Origin of the sequence: Phytohabitans maris, assembly GCF_031085175.1 — a bacterium.
In the GTDB taxonomy this organism is placed as follows: Bacteria; Actinomycetota; Actinomycetes; order Mycobacteriales; family Micromonosporaceae; genus Phytohabitans; species Phytohabitans maris.
This window is the reverse complement of the sequence record NZ_JAVHUY010000016.1, coordinates 132,448-145,556: the sequence shown is the minus strand read 5'-3', so window position 1 is coordinate 145,556 and position 13,109 is coordinate 132,448. Positions and strand designations below refer to the sequence as shown.

Below are 13,109 nucleotides of genomic sequence, written 5' to 3'. Positions count from 1 at the left end.
CGCGAGGACGGGGGTAGTTGACGGCATGACGGTGTCGCCGCAGACCATGTCGCCACACCAGGTTCGCGCCGTCGCGCGGGTCGCCAGCGAGTCGCCGGATTCGTCCGGCCCCGCGATCCTGATCCCCCGCCGCAGACCCGGACACCTCGGCCCGGTGCACATCACCCAGCTGCTGCTCGCCGAGGTGGTGGTGGTCGGCATCCTGGCCAGCGTCACCAGCGAGATCGTCACGCTGATCGCCGGCGTCGCCCTCGCCGGCATCATGCTGCTGCTCGTCACGCTCGGCCGCCGCAACGGCCGGTGGTGGCTGGAGCGGCGGATGATGACCCGCAGCTACCGGCGCCGGCGGCTCAGCTCCACCGCCTCGCCGTACGGTGACGATCCCCGCCTCGGTGCCCTGCGCCGCCTCGCCCCCGACCTCGTCGTGGAAGACGTGTCCGTGGCCGACGGCGCGCACGTGGGCGTGGCCCGCGACGACGCCGGGTGGTACGCGGTCGCCGCCGTCACCTCCAGCGCCCCGATGCGCGACGAGCCCGGGCCGATCCCACTGGAGGCGCTGGCCGCCGCGCTCGGCGAGGCCGACCAGCCGGGGGCGGTGCTGCAGGTGGTCACGCAGACCGTTCCGGCGCCGAGCCTCGACATGCACCCGTCGTCGGCGGCCGGCCAGTCCTACCGTCAGCTGCTGGCCCGCTTCGGCGCCGTACCCGTGCCGGCTGACCGGAGCACCTGGGTCGCGGTGCGCCTCGATGCCCGCACCCTCGCGGAGGCCGTCGCCGACGGTGACGCCGATCTCGACATCGCGCCGGCGGTGGTGGCCGCGCTGATCCGGCGGGTGGCCAAGAGCCTGCGGCGGGTGGGCGTGAGCCACCGCCTCCTCGACGCCGACGAGCTGCTCGAGGTGCTGCTGCGCTCCTGCGACCTGGCGCCCACCACGCAGAGCGCCGAGCCGGTGCAGCCGCGCGAAGACTGGTCGGAGTGGCACTCGTCGCGCCTGGCCCACCGGTCGTACTGGATCCGTGGCTGGCCGCCGGTCGACCAGGCCGCGGCCCTGCTCGACTGGCTCACGACCGCGCCCGCGTCGATGACCAGCCTGTCGCTGATCATGGCGCCGGACGACGACAAGCGGCTGATGGACCTGCGCGGCCTGGTCCGCGTGGCCGCGCCCGCCGAGCAGCTGGCCCAGGTCAGCCAGGCGATCCGGCGCGGCGCCGAGCAGGCCAAGGCCGATCTCTTCCCGCTCGACGGCGAGCAGGGGCCGGCGGTCTACGCCTCGGCCCCGACCGGGGGTGGCGCGCGATGACCGATCCCAGGTCGCACGAAGACGAGCGGCAGCAGCAGCCGGCCGTCCCGCAGCAGCCGGCCGCCGGCCAGGGCTCCGTGGGGCGGGCCGCCGTCGGCCCGCCACCCGCCGTCGCCCGCCCCGCGGTGCCCGCGCAGTACGGCGCGGCGTACGCGCAGCAGGCCGCGCCGCCGCCCCCACCGCGCACTGCGCCGCCACCGCCCCAGGCGCCACAGGTGCCGGTCGCCAACCCGCCCACCGGCGGCATGGTGATCGGCCGCGACCCGACGCTCTCCGCGCCGGTGGTGCAGGTGCCGCCGCCGTCCACGGCCGGCCCGCAGAGCAGCACGGTCGCCCGCCAGGCCGCCGCCGCGGCGACCGCCGCCCAGGCCGCGGCCGCCACCGCCGCCCAGGCCGGCGCCCGCGCGATAGCGGACACCGGTCAGGAGGGCCCGCCCGGGACCGTGTACGACAGCCGCCGCCCCCCGAACGGCGGCGGCCGCCAGCCACTGCTCGGCAAGTTGGCGCGGCTGCGGATCGGCTCGCACACGGTCTCCCGCCCGGCGCTGGCCAAGCTGCGCCTCTCCGCACCCGGCACCGGCCTGATCCTCGGCGCCGACCGCCAGCAGCGCCCGGTGTCGGTGCGCTTCTTCCGGCCCGAGCCCACCCGCATCGCCCTGGTGGGTGGCGCGTGGGCGGGCATGCTGGTCGCGTTCCGGGCGCTCGCGCTGGGCGCTCGCGTCGCCGTCATCACCGCCGACCCCCGCACCTGGCACGGCTTCGGCGAGCGGGCCACCGGTCGCGGCGACCGCGTGGCCGTCTTCCCGACCGAGCAGCCGCTCGCCCTCGCCGCCAGCGCCCAGCAGCCGGTCCTGCTCCTCTACGACCTCGGCCTGGTCGGCCCCAACGCGCCACAGCAGCTAGGCCCCTGGCAGACCCAGATGACCGTGCTACGCCAGCTCGACCAGAGCGGCGTACCGTCCGTTCAGGACTGCGACCTGGTCATGCTGCAGCGCCTGGGGAGCGCCGAGGCCGCCCTGATCGGCGGCGCGCTGCGCCTGCCCGCGTCGAGCACCCAGTTCCTCCAGGTGATGGCCGACGACATGATCGCCCTGGTGGGCGACGGCAGCGACCGCTACATCTGGTTCTCCCAGACCGACGTCGAGCGCCAGTACGCCGGCGCCCCGCGCCGCTGACCCCTCACCCCTGACCCCACAAGAGAAGAAATTCCGAGCTACCGCGACGCCCGCGGTGGTCCAGACCGTTGCGCGGGGTCCCCGGGGAAACGTGGAGCGCAGCGGAGAGTTTTCTTGGGGTGCGTTCCCGCGGCCTCACCCTCCGCGCTTCACAATCAAAGCCGCGCGCCACCACCGCGCTCGGCCGCCCCTTTCCCTTGATCGGCGCCTGAAATCAGCCCCAGGAACAGGATCGTGGTACTTGGCTGCCCCTGGAGGGGCATCTGGATACCACGATCTACTTGGATCCAGCCGAGACCGGTGGCTTCGGCCGACAGAGCGGGACAAATACCCAAAGTGGAGGGTAGGGCCGCGGGAGCAACGGTCCGGACCCAATGCCCACCCAGCTTAAGTCGATCACGGAGCCAGGCCCGTCCTGGGCCACCCGACGTGGATCCGTGCACGCCCCTCTCGGTGGGTCGACCACCGGGGCTGAGTGGCGCCAGGTCGGAGCACGGCGGGCGTCGCGGTGGCTCGGCGCTTGTCTCTTCGAAGGTCAGGCGGCGGGTGGGGTCCAGGCGAGCTGGATCAGGCGGGCGCCGTGGCGGCGGGTGAAGAGCCAGGCGCGGCCCGGCGGGAGGATCTGGGGCTTCATGTTGCCGAAGAGGGCGCCCTCTTCGCGCGGCCCGGACATCATGATGCCGGGCGAGGCGAGCTCGCGGATCCGCGCGATGACCGGGTCGAACATGGCACGGTTGGCGCCGCCGATGCGGCGGGTGAGCACCACGTGCAGGCCGATGTCGCGGGCCTGCGGGAGGAACTCCAGCAGCGGGGTGAGCGGGTTGGCCGTGGAGCTGGCGACCAGGTCGTAGTCGTCGATCAGCAGGTACAGCTCGGGGCCCTTCCACCAGCTCCGGCTGCGCAGCTGCTCGGGCGTCACGTCGGGGCCGGGCAGGCGCTCGCGCATGACCGTGGCGACCTGCTTGATCAGGTCGGTGGTGGTCTGCTGGGACGTGCCGTACCCGATCAGGTGCTGGCCGTCGACCGTGCCGAGCAGGCTGCGGCGGAAGTCGACCAGCATCAGCCGGGCCTGGCTCGGGTCGTAGCTGGTGGTGACCATCTTGGCCAGGCTGCGCAGGAACGAGCTCTTGCCGCTCTCGATGTCGCCGAACAGGATGACGTGCGGCTCGGCGTCGAAGTCGAGGTGTACCGGCTGGAGGTCGGCCTCGGCGATGCCGATCGGCAGGCGGCCGCCGGAGGGCATGGGCAGCGAGGCGAACGGCAGCTCGGCCGGGAGCAGGCGGACCGCCGGCGCGGGCGCCCCGGTCCAGTAGTCCTGGGCGAGCTTGACGAACTCGGCCACCGCGTCGGCCAGGTCGTCGACGCGCATCTCGCCGTCGATCCGGGGCAGGCCGGCCAGGAAGTGGAAGCCGTCCGGGGTGAGGCCGCGGCCGGGCGCGCCCTCGGGCACGTTGACGGCGGCCCGCCGGTTGATCGCCGAGTCGCTGGGGTCGCCGAGGCGCAGCTCCAGCTTGGTGCCGAACATGTCGCGCGCGGCCGCCCGCACGTCCATCCAGCGGTTGGTGGCGGCCAGCAGGTGGATGCCGTGGCCGAGGCCGCGACTGGCCAGCTCGTTGATGAGGGGTTCGAGGTCTTCGAACTCGGCGCGCAGCGTGCTCCAGCCGTCGATGACCAGGAACACGTCGCCGAACGTGTCGTCCGCGAAGCGGCCCTGCTGCTTGGCCCGCCGGTACGCCGCGATGCCCTCCACGCCGTGCTGGGCGAACGTGGCCTCGCGCACCTGCATCAGGCCGTGCATCTCGGCGATGGTGCGGCGCACCTTGTCGACCTCGCGCCGGTTGGCCACGCCGCCCATGTGCGGGAGGCGGGCGAGCGCCGAGAGGCCGCCACCGCCGAAGTCGAGGCCGTAGAACTGCACCTCGCGCGGGGTGTGGCGGAGGGCGAGGCTGCCGATGAGGGTACGCAGGAACGTGCTCTTGCCGCTCTGCGGGCCGCCGACCACCATCACGTTGCCGGCCGCGCCGGACAGGTCGAGCCACATCGGCTCGCGCAGCTGCTCGAACGGCTTGTCGATGATGCCGACGAGGCCGTACAGCGCCCGCTCCGGGCTCAGCGCCTGGGTGGTGAGGCCGCGCTCGGGCGAGTGCACGATCGGGGCGAGCATCTGGCCCAGCGTCGGCGACTCGTCCAGCGGGGGCAGCCACACCTGGTGGGCCGGCGGGCCCTGCCCCTCCATGCGCGCCACGAGCACGTCGAGCAGCGTCTCGCCGACCGCGGACTCCTCGGGCTCGACCGCCTCGGGCGTGGCCGGCTTGTCCTCTCGCGGCGGGGCCACGTAGTACGTGGTGAAGTCGCGCACCGGGTCGACCTGGCGGCCGCGCGAGGTGGGGCGGTAGCCGTCGTCGCGCACGATGCCCGAGACGTACGCCGCGCGGAAGCGGATCAGGCCCTCGGTGCCGGTGCGCAGGTAGCCGTGGCCGGGCGAGCGGGGCAGCTCGTACGCGTCGGGCACGCCGAGCACCGCGCGGCTCTCCATCGAGGAGAACGTCCGCAGGCCCAGCCGGTAGGACAGGTGGGTCTCCAGGCCGCGCAGCCGGCCCTCCTCCAGCCGCTGCGAGGCGAGCAGCAGGTGGATGCCGAGCGACCGGCCCAACCGTCCGATCTGGACGAACATGTCGATGAAGTCGGGGCGCGCGGTCAGCAGCTCGCTGAACTCGTCGACGATGACCAGCAGGCTGGGCAGCGGCGCCAGCGGTACGCCGGCGGCGCGGGCCCGCTCGTAGTCGCGCTGCGACGCGTAGTTGCCCGCCTTGCGCAACAGCTCCTGCCGCCGCACCAGCTCGCCCTGGATGGCGCCGAGCATGCGGTCCACAAGGGACAGCTCCTCGGAGAGGTTGGTGATGACGGCGCTGGTGTGCGGCAGCCGGTCGAGCGCGGTGAACGTCGCGCCGCCCTTGAAGTCGACGAGGACGAAGTTGAGGATCTCCGAGCTGTGCGTGACCGCGAGCGCGAGCACCAGCGTGCGCAGCAGCTCGCTCTTGCCGGAACCGGTGGCGCCGACCAGCAGGCCGTGCGGGCCCATGCCGTCCTGCGCGGACTCCTTGAGGTCGAGCTCGATCGGCCGCCCGTCGGGCCCGACGCCGAGCGGCACGCGCAGCCGGTCGCGGTTGGGCCGGCTGGCCCAGGTGGCCGCCAGGTCGAAGTCTCTCGGGCTGCCCAGGTCGAGCAGGTCGGCGAGGCCGAGGTCGATGGAGGCGCCGGCGCCCTGGTCCGCGTACGACGTAGCGGAAAGGCGCAGCGGCGAGAGCTGGCGGGCGAGCACCTCGGACTGCGCCACGTCGAGCGAGTCGGCCCGGCCGACCTGGGTGGTGCCGTCCATCGTGGTGCCGGAGATCGTGCCGTCGTCGGCGACGTCGAGCACGACTGAGGTGTCGTCGAGCAGGCGCGGCGGCGGGTTGGACAGGTCGAGGATCGTGACCCCGGCGACGCCGCCCTCCGTCATCAGGTGGTCGGAGCCGGCGGTCGAGCCACCGTCGATGACCACGACCACGTGCGGCCCGCCCACCGCGTTGGAGACGGCGGGGTCGAAGCGGGGCCGGTTGGCCAGCACGTCGTCGAGCATCGCCTCGAGCGCGGTGACCGAGGGGGCGAAGAGCCGGATCTGGCCGATCGCGTCGGTCTTGGTCGGGTGCTGCGTGTGCGGCAGCCACTTGGCCCACTCCCAGTGCGGCCGCTGGGTGTCCTGCGCGCACACGCCGACGAGCAGGTCGTCGGGGGCGTGGAAGGTGGCCACCTGGGCCAGGGTCGCGCGCACCAGGTCGTGCACCGCGGCGTCGCCGCCGCGCAGGTAGACCCGGGAGAAGTCGCGCAGCGCGATCGCGACCGGGAGGTCCGGCACGATCGAGTACGTCGCGACGAACTTGCGCAACGCCATGGCGCACAAGGGCTCCAGCTCGTCGACCGGGCGGGTGGAGGGCGGCACCAGCGGGGTGGCCACCTCCTGTGCGCCGAGTCCGATGCGGACGACGCTGAAGTCGGCGTCGGCCCGGCGCCGCTCCCAGAGCCGCCCGCCGGTGGCGGAGGACCAGAGGGCGTCGGGGTCAGGGTGGCGGTAGTGGATCGCCTCGCGCTGCTGGCGGATCGTGGCGCGGATCTGCGCGCGGAGCTGGGCGAGACGGCGCATGTACTGCCGGCGGGCCTCGATCATTTCCTTTTTGCCCGGACCCGACTGATTCATCATCATCATCCCCATCATGCCGAGGATGGAGATGCCGAACATGCCACCGGCCACATACGTCAACGGGCCGCCACCGCCGCGCTGACCGGCCATCATCAGACCCATCGCGGCACCGCCGGCCGCCATGGGCAGGATCATGAGCATCCGGGTCCACGCCTTGCCGGACGCCGGTGGCACCTCGGGAGGCGGGTCGAGGACGACCTCACCGCTCGGAAGCAGCGGCGCGGCGCGGCGCGGCGGGCGCTTCACGATCACCGATGTCACCGGTCGTCCTCCCCCGAAGTCGTCCATCAATCCTATAGACAAGGACCACCGCGCCAACATGCTAGGTTGAGCGCTGTCTGCACGGTAACGGGGAGGTGACCAGCGTGACGGCCCCGGGCGGCCTCAGTCTGGCCAGGGTAACGGTCGCGGCGCCCAAACGACGGATGGACGTCGCGCTGCCCGACAACCTCATCGTCGCCGAGCTGCTACCTCATTTGCTGCGGCATGCCGGCGACGACCTCGGCGACACCGGTGAACGGCACGGCGGCTGGGTGCTGCGCCGCGCCACGGGCGCCGTACTCGAACCCACCCGCAACCTCTCCGTCCAGGGTGTGCGCGACGGCGAGCTGCTGCACCTCGCGCCCCGCCGCGACGACTGGCCCGAGCTGGCGTACGACGACGTGGTCGAGGTCATCGCGAGTGGCGCCCGCCGGGCCGGCCGCTCGTGGGGCGGTCCCGCCACCCGTGCCTGCGGCTTGGCGGTCACCGGCGCGATCCTGCTCGCCGGTCTGGTCGTACTCGGGATGTCCGGCCCGTCGTGGGGCCTGCCCGGCGGCGTCGCGATCGGCGTCGCGGCGGTCCTCGCGGTCCTGGGCATCCTGCTGGCCCGGGCGATGGCCGACGCGACCGCCGGCGCGGTGGTGGCCGCCTCCGGCCTGCCGTACGCGTTCGTGGGCGGCGCGGTCCTCGGCGCGCCGAGCGACACCCCGCTGTCCGGCCTCGGCTCGCCAAGCATGCTGCTCGGCGCCGGCGCGCTGCTGGTCTTCAGCGTCATCGGATACACCGGCGTGGCGGCCGTGCAGCGCCTCTTCATGGCCGGGCTGGCGACCAGCCTCGCCGGCCTGCTCGGCGCGCTGATCTGCCTGGCCGGCGCCACCCCGCAGGGCTCCGCGGCGGTCACGCTCACCACGGTGATCGGCCTGCTGCCCAGCTACCCGCTGATCGCGAGCTGGCTGGGACGCCTGCCGGTGCCCGAGCTGCCCGACCGGCCGGAGGCGATCCTCGAAGACCGGCCGGTGCCCAAGCGCGCCGACGTCTTCTCCGCGGTGGCCCGCGCGACCGAGCTGCTCAGCGGCCTCAACCTGGCCGCCGCGATCAGCTCGACGGTGGCGGTCACCTACCTGGTGCTCGAAGACGGCGGCACCGCGGCCAACCTGCTGACGTTCTCGGCGGCGGCCGCGCTCCTGCTCCGCGCCCGGCTCTTCGCCCTGCCGCAGCAGCGCGTGCCGCTGCTGGTGAGCGGCATCCTCAGCATGGCCTTCCTGCTCTTCAGCTTCACGGTCGACGCGAGCACGGGCGGGCGCCTGCTGGTCCTCGTGGTGGCCATCGCCGCCGCCGGCGCGGTGCTCGCGTCCAGCCTGGTGTACAGCCGCCGCACCCCCTCGCCCTACCTCGGCCGGGCCGCCGACATCGTCGACGTGCTCGCCATCATGGCGCTGGTCCCGCTGGCCTGCGCGGTGATCGGCCTGTTCGGCGCGATCCAGGGCCTCTTCGCCTCGATCGGTGGGTGAGCTCCGATGGCGACGCGGCGGGACCAGCTCCACTCGTACCAGTTCCTGACCCAGCGGGTGATCTCCGCGTTCGTGATGCGCGAGACCGACCCGCAGCAGTCGCCGCTGCGCCGCGGCGTCGGCGCGGTCTTCGGCGGCGTGATGGTGGCGATCCTCGTGGCCGCCGGCTTCGGCATCTACGGCATCCTCACCAAGGTCGGCAGCGACGGCTGGAAGACCGAGGGCGCCGTGGTCATCGAAAAGGAGACCGGCGCCAGCTTCGTCTACGTCGGCGGCGCGCTGCACCCGACGCTCAACTTCGCCTCCGCCAAGCTGGCCGCCGGCCGCCCCGGCGCGCAGGTCTTCCGGATCTCCAGCAACTCGCTCGGCGAGGTGCCGCGGGGCAACACGATCGGCATACCCGGGGCGCCCGACTCGTTGCCCGGCTTCAAAAAGCGCATCGGTCTACCGTGGACGATCTGCAGCGCGCCGGGTACCGACGACGCCGGCACCCAGATCACCCGGGTCCGCCTCGCGGTGGGGCGGGGCACCACGGGCGGGCACGGGCTGACCGACAGCGAAGGCCTGCTGGTGCGCGACAGCGGTGCGGACACGACGTACCTGATCTGGCGCGGCCGCCGGCATCTGGTCAACGACGCGACCAACCTCGTGCCGGCCATCTTCGGTGAGGTGCGCGCGGCACGGGTCGGCTCCGCCTGGATCAACTCGCTGCCCGCCGGCAACGAGATCCAGACCATCACGATCCCGGACCGCGGCTCGCCCTCCTCGCAGGTGTCCGGGCGGACGATCGGCGAGGTGCTCACCACCGAGACCGGCTCCGGCGAGCAGCACTATCTGGTCTTCGACGACGGTGTCGCCGCCATCACCCCGCTCCAGCTCGCGATCCTCGGTGCCGCCGCCGATCTCGAACGCGAGGACGTGGCGGTCTCGGTGGTCAACAGCGCACCCAAGAGCGCCCGGCTGCGCCCGCCGGCCAGCGACGCCGGCGCGGCGCCCGAGTCCGCGCCGACGCTGGTACCGGCCAGCGAGCAGGTCTGCGCGGTCACCTCGGACGGCCGTGCGCTGCCGTCCCTGGTGGTAGGTGGCACCGTCGAGGGCCTCGACACGGTCGCGCCCACCGCCTCCGCCTCCGGCGACGGCGCGTTGCTCGCCGACGGCGTACTGGTGCCGTCCGGCTGGGTCGCCACCGTGCGTGTGCTGGCGTCGCCGACCGCCGAGGCCGGCGGCTACTTCGTCGTGACCGACACGGGCATCAAGTACGCGGTGCCGAGCGCCGAGGTGCTGGAGCTGCTCGGCTACCCGGCGGCCGAAGCGATCGAGGTGCCCACCGCGCTGATGCTCCGCCTCCCCACCGGCCCGACCTTGAACCCGAGCGAGGCGATAAAGGCCGCCACCTGAGGGCCAACCCGCTCAGGGGAAGAGCTGCACCGGCGGGCCCGGCTCGTCCGGCTCGGTCTCCTGGTGGGGCTTCGGCGCCATCGCCGGCCGCCAGAAGCGCCGCCGCCCGCGCGGCATCACCACCGCGAACGCGAGCACGACCAGCACCGCCGCCACCGCGACACCGGTGCCGATCATCGCCAGGTCGCGGGCGCGCGCCCAGGCCGGCGACTCTTCCGTCGAGAGGGGCGGCAGGCCGGGAAGGGGCTCGGGTGAGGTCGCCGCCAGCCGGGCGGTGACCGCCGCGTACGGGTCGACCACGCCACTGCCGTATCCGGCGCCGCCCGGTGCGGGCACGGCGGTGCGCTCGATCTGGCGCCCGATACCGCCCTGCGCCTGCATCATGCCGCGCCGGGAGCGGACCAGCACCGCCGTCGCGGCCGCGAACCCGGTGGCCAGGGCCGTACCGTCGGCGACCGTCATCCCGCCCGCGCGGCTGAGCGTCAGCACTTTTTCGCCCGGTGCCACCACATCGACGTACTCACCCTGCTGGGACTTGCCCCACAGCACGCCGGACTCGCGGATCGCGCCGACGCCGACCACATCGTCGTACGCGGCGGGGTAGGGCGTGGGGATCACGCCGCGCTGGTCGCCCAGATCGCCCACCGCGGCCACCACCGGCACGCCCTTGGAGATCGCGTTGGCCACCGCGCCCTGCAGGAGCGGGCTGTCCTGGTACGTGATGGTGGTGACCGCGACGACGCTGGCGCCCCGCCTGACCGCCTCGTCGATGCCGCGGGCCAGCACCTGCGGATCGGCCGCGTTTCCGCTGCCGGGCCGCTCGGCGATCACGCGGATCGGCAGGATCGTCACGTCCGGGGCCAGCCCGACGAACCCGACCGACTGCTCCTGCTTCGCCCCGATCACGCCGGCCACCTGCGTGCCCGTTCCCAGGCAGTCGTCGTTGGCCGGCCCGCTGCCCGCCACCGCGTCGAACCCGGCGAGCACCCGCCCACCCAGCTCCGGATGGCCGGCGTCGACCCCCGAGTCGAGCACCGCGATGATCTGCCCGCCGCCGCGCGTGAACGGCCGCACCCGCTCCGGCCCGAGCATCCGCTGGGCCCACGGGACCTCCGCGATGGTCGGGCCGGGCTCGACGCAGCGCTGGTTGGTCGGGGCCGGGGCACGCGGGGCGGCCGCCGCCGGCGCGGCACCCACCGCGCACATCGCGGCCGCGACGCAGACCACCGCCGTGGTACGGGCCAGCGCCATTGCACCTCCCCGTGGCAGACCAGCGCTCGTAAATCTAGTCGATGCTAGCGTCCCGCCGTGGAGCTGCGCCGCGCCGCCGCCGGGGGCGACCGCGAGCTGGCCCCGGTCGCGCTGGGCTACGCGTGGCGAGCCGTCACGATCGTGGCGGCTACCTCCAGGTGGCCGTCGCGCAGGTAGACGTCGTCGATCCGGATCGTCAGGGCGCGTGGCAGGATCAGCTCGCGCTCGTCCGGGTGGTGGCTCCGCCGCCCCATCCAGAGCGCCGGCGTGCCCTTCGGCGCGACCAGCCGCAGCCAGCATCCGGTGCGGTACGCCGGTGTGGCCCCCAGCGACACGGAGAGATAGCCGGGCTCGGTGTACGTGCCGCCGGCGGCCGCCCGCAGGTCGGCGACACCGCCGGTCAGGTGCGCCACGTCGTCCACGCCGCGCAGCGTCTCCAGCGACTGCGGCAATGGCGCCCGGACCGCCTGGTCGAGCAGGCGGAAGCGCTCGACGAAGTCGCCGTAGAGCGGCGCGCGCCCGAAGATGGCCGCGAGCGCGGCGGCTCGCGCCGGGTCGGCGAGGAGCTCGGCGAGGCGGGCCGGTGGATCGTCCGCTTGCGACAGTGCGTTGTGGACGTCGGGCGCGCGGGTGTAGTCGTACGCGGCCCGCTGCAAGGAGTTGAGCCCCGCGGGCGGCGGGCCGGGTGGCGGCGCGGGCTCCGCCAGCTGCGGTGGCCCCGGCAGCTCCAGCGGCCCCGCCCGCTCGGTCAGCTCCGCCAGGCTGGCCGCCCCGGCCTCCGGCCCACTCACGACGCCGGCCCGCTCGTCCTCGGGAAGGTCCGCCAGGTGGCGCAGGGCCTCGCCGGGTGTGCGGCCGGCCGCCTTCGCCGAGGCCAGGCGGCGCAGCCAGGGCGTGCCGGCGTTCCAGCCGTCCGGACCCGCCGCGCCGCACTCCACCCAGCCCGCCGCACCGTCCACATCGGAGGCCCAGAGGAAGCCGAGCGGCTCGCCGCCGCGCGCCACCGGGCGGTACGCCACGGCGCCGGAAGCGGCCTCCGCGTAGCGCTCGGGCAGCCGCACCGGGCGAAACCGCGGGTCACCCCACCGGTTCACGAGTCCTCGGGGGCGCGGGCTATCTCCTTCAGCGCCGCCAGGCTCGGCGCCTCCCGCTCCCGCGCCTCGGCCGCGCCGGCCTCGTCCACGGTGCTGCCGGCCAGCCGGCGGACCGCCTCCAGCGGCGCTACCCCCTCGGCGGCCGCCTCGTCGAGCCGGGCGAGCCACCTGCCCCACACGTCGTTGTCTTCGACGTCGAAGCCGCGGCGCTCGTACGACGCGGCGTTGTCCGAAGTGGACGCCCACAGGTAGCCCATCGTGCGGCCGTCCTTGACCACCGTGATGTAGTGCACCGGCCCCTCGGTGACCGCCAGGTAGCGGGGCCGCCCGCGCGGGCTCGACGTCGCGATCTTCGGCTCCCAGCCCTGGGAACGGTCGAGCGGGGTACCGTCCGGCAGGTAGCCGAACGGCGCGGGCGGCAGCTCGCTGATGTCCGGCGGCGCACCGGGATTGGCGAGCTCCCGAAGCTCCCGCTTGCTCGCCGCCTCGCGCGGCACCGCGTCCGCCGGGATGGCGCCCGCCTGCGGGTCGGCCGGCGCGCCGACCCAGCGGGTCAGCGCCTGCGACGGGGTGAGCCCGTCGGCCTCGGCCTGGCGCAGCCGCTCGCTCCAGGCCACCGCGGCGTCGAGCGAGCGCCCCACCGGATGTGCCAGCACGCGCAGGAAGCTGGCCGCGTCGTCCGCGACCGAGGCCCACACGTAGCCGACGACGTCACCGTCGACCAGCACGGGCAGGTAGCTGATCGGGCCCTCGGTGGAGGCCTTGTAGCCACCGTGCGGGTACGGATCGGAGTTCGGGGGCAGCGGCGGTGGCGGCGCGTCCCACGGCGGGACATACCCATCGCCGGGCCGGCCGTCCCCGTTCATCCGTCACCCTCCT

Annotated in this window: 8 protein-coding genes; 4 read left to right on the top strand and 4 right to left on the bottom strand. The window is 74.2% G+C overall.

Annotated elements, in window-relative coordinates:
- Positions 1-25 precede the first annotated feature (25 nt).
- Both RB614_RS18780 and RB614_RS18775 read left to right on the top strand, forming a co-directional pair.
- Positions 26-1,300 (top strand): type VII secretion protein EccE, encoded by a 1,275-nt coding sequence (locus RB614_RS18780; RefSeq protein ID WP_308713834.1) that lies wholly within the window; start codon positions 26-28, stop codon positions 1,298-1,300.
- Positions 1,297-2,475 (top strand): hypothetical protein, encoded by a 1,179-nt coding sequence (locus tag RB614_RS18775; protein ID WP_308713833.1) that lies wholly within the window; start codon positions 1,297-1,299, stop codon positions 2,473-2,475. The genes RB614_RS18780 and RB614_RS18775 overlap by 4 nt, the downstream gene beginning before the upstream one ends.
- 535 nt (positions 2,476-3,010) lie before the next feature.
- Here the strand turns inward: RB614_RS18775 and eccCa are convergent.
- Complete coding sequence (gene eccCa / locus RB614_RS18770) at positions 3,011-6,976, bottom strand: type VII secretion protein EccCa (protein WP_308713832.1); 3,966 nt, start codon at positions 6,974-6,976, stop codon at positions 3,011-3,013.
- 104 nt (positions 6,977-7,080) lie between these two features.
- Here eccCa and eccD point away from each other — a divergent pair, with 104 nt between their 5' ends.
- Both eccD and eccB read left to right on the top strand, forming a co-directional pair.
- Positions 7,081-8,487 (top strand): type VII secretion integral membrane protein EccD, encoded by a 1,407-nt coding sequence (gene eccD, locus RB614_RS18765; protein WP_308713831.1) that lies wholly within the window; start codon positions 7,081-7,083, stop codon positions 8,485-8,487.
- Between the two features lie 6 nt (positions 8,488-8,493).
- Positions 8,494-9,885, top strand: a complete 1,392-nt coding sequence (eccB, locus tag RB614_RS18760; protein ID WP_308713830.1) for a type VII secretion protein EccB — start codon at positions 8,494-8,496, stop codon at positions 9,883-9,885.
- Positions 9,886-9,897: 12 nt separating this feature from the next.
- Here eccB and RB614_RS18755 read toward each other — a convergent pair whose 3' ends face one another.
- The 3 genes from RB614_RS18755 to RB614_RS18745 all read right to left on the bottom strand — a co-directional run bounded on the left by RB614_RS18755 (position 9,898) and on the right by RB614_RS18745 (position 13,096).
- On the bottom strand, positions 9,898-11,136 hold the full coding sequence (locus RB614_RS18755; protein WP_308713829.1) for a S8 family serine peptidase: 1,239 nt from the start codon (positions 11,134-11,136) through the stop codon (positions 9,898-9,900).
- A gap of 116 nt (positions 11,137-11,252) precedes the next feature.
- Entirely contained in the window at positions 11,253-12,230 is a 978-nt protein-coding gene (locus RB614_RS18750; RefSeq protein WP_308713828.1) for an ADP-ribosyltransferase, read from the bottom strand.
- Positions 12,227-13,096 (bottom strand): hypothetical protein, encoded by an 870-nt coding sequence (locus RB614_RS18745; protein ID WP_308713827.1) that lies wholly within the window; start codon positions 13,094-13,096, stop codon positions 12,227-12,229. Before RB614_RS18745 ends, RB614_RS18750 begins: the two co-directional genes overlap by 4 nt.
- Positions 13,097-13,109: the final 13 nt, after the last annotated feature.

What these genes read in the sequence shown, in the direction of transcription:
- RB614_RS18780 (WP_308713834.1), top strand. Translation starts at nt 26, where the DNA reads ATGACGGTGTCGCCGCAGACCATGTCGCCACACCAGGTTCGCGCCGTC.
- RB614_RS18775 (WP_308713833.1), top strand. Translation starts at nt 1,297, where the DNA reads ATGACCGATCCCAGGTCGCACGAAGACGAGCGGCAGCAGCAGCCGGCC.
- RB614_RS18755 (WP_308713829.1), bottom strand. Translation starts at nt 11,136, where the DNA reads ATGGCGCTGGCCCGTACCACGGCGGTGGTCTGCGTCGCGGCCGCGATG.
- RB614_RS18745 (WP_308713827.1), bottom strand. Translation starts at nt 13,096, where the DNA reads ATGAACGGGGACGGCCGGCCCGGCGATGGGTATGTCCCGCCGTGGGAC.
- eccB (WP_308713830.1), top strand. Translation starts at nt 8,494, where the DNA reads ATGGCGACGCGGCGGGACCAGCTCCACTCGTACCAGTTCCTGACCCAG.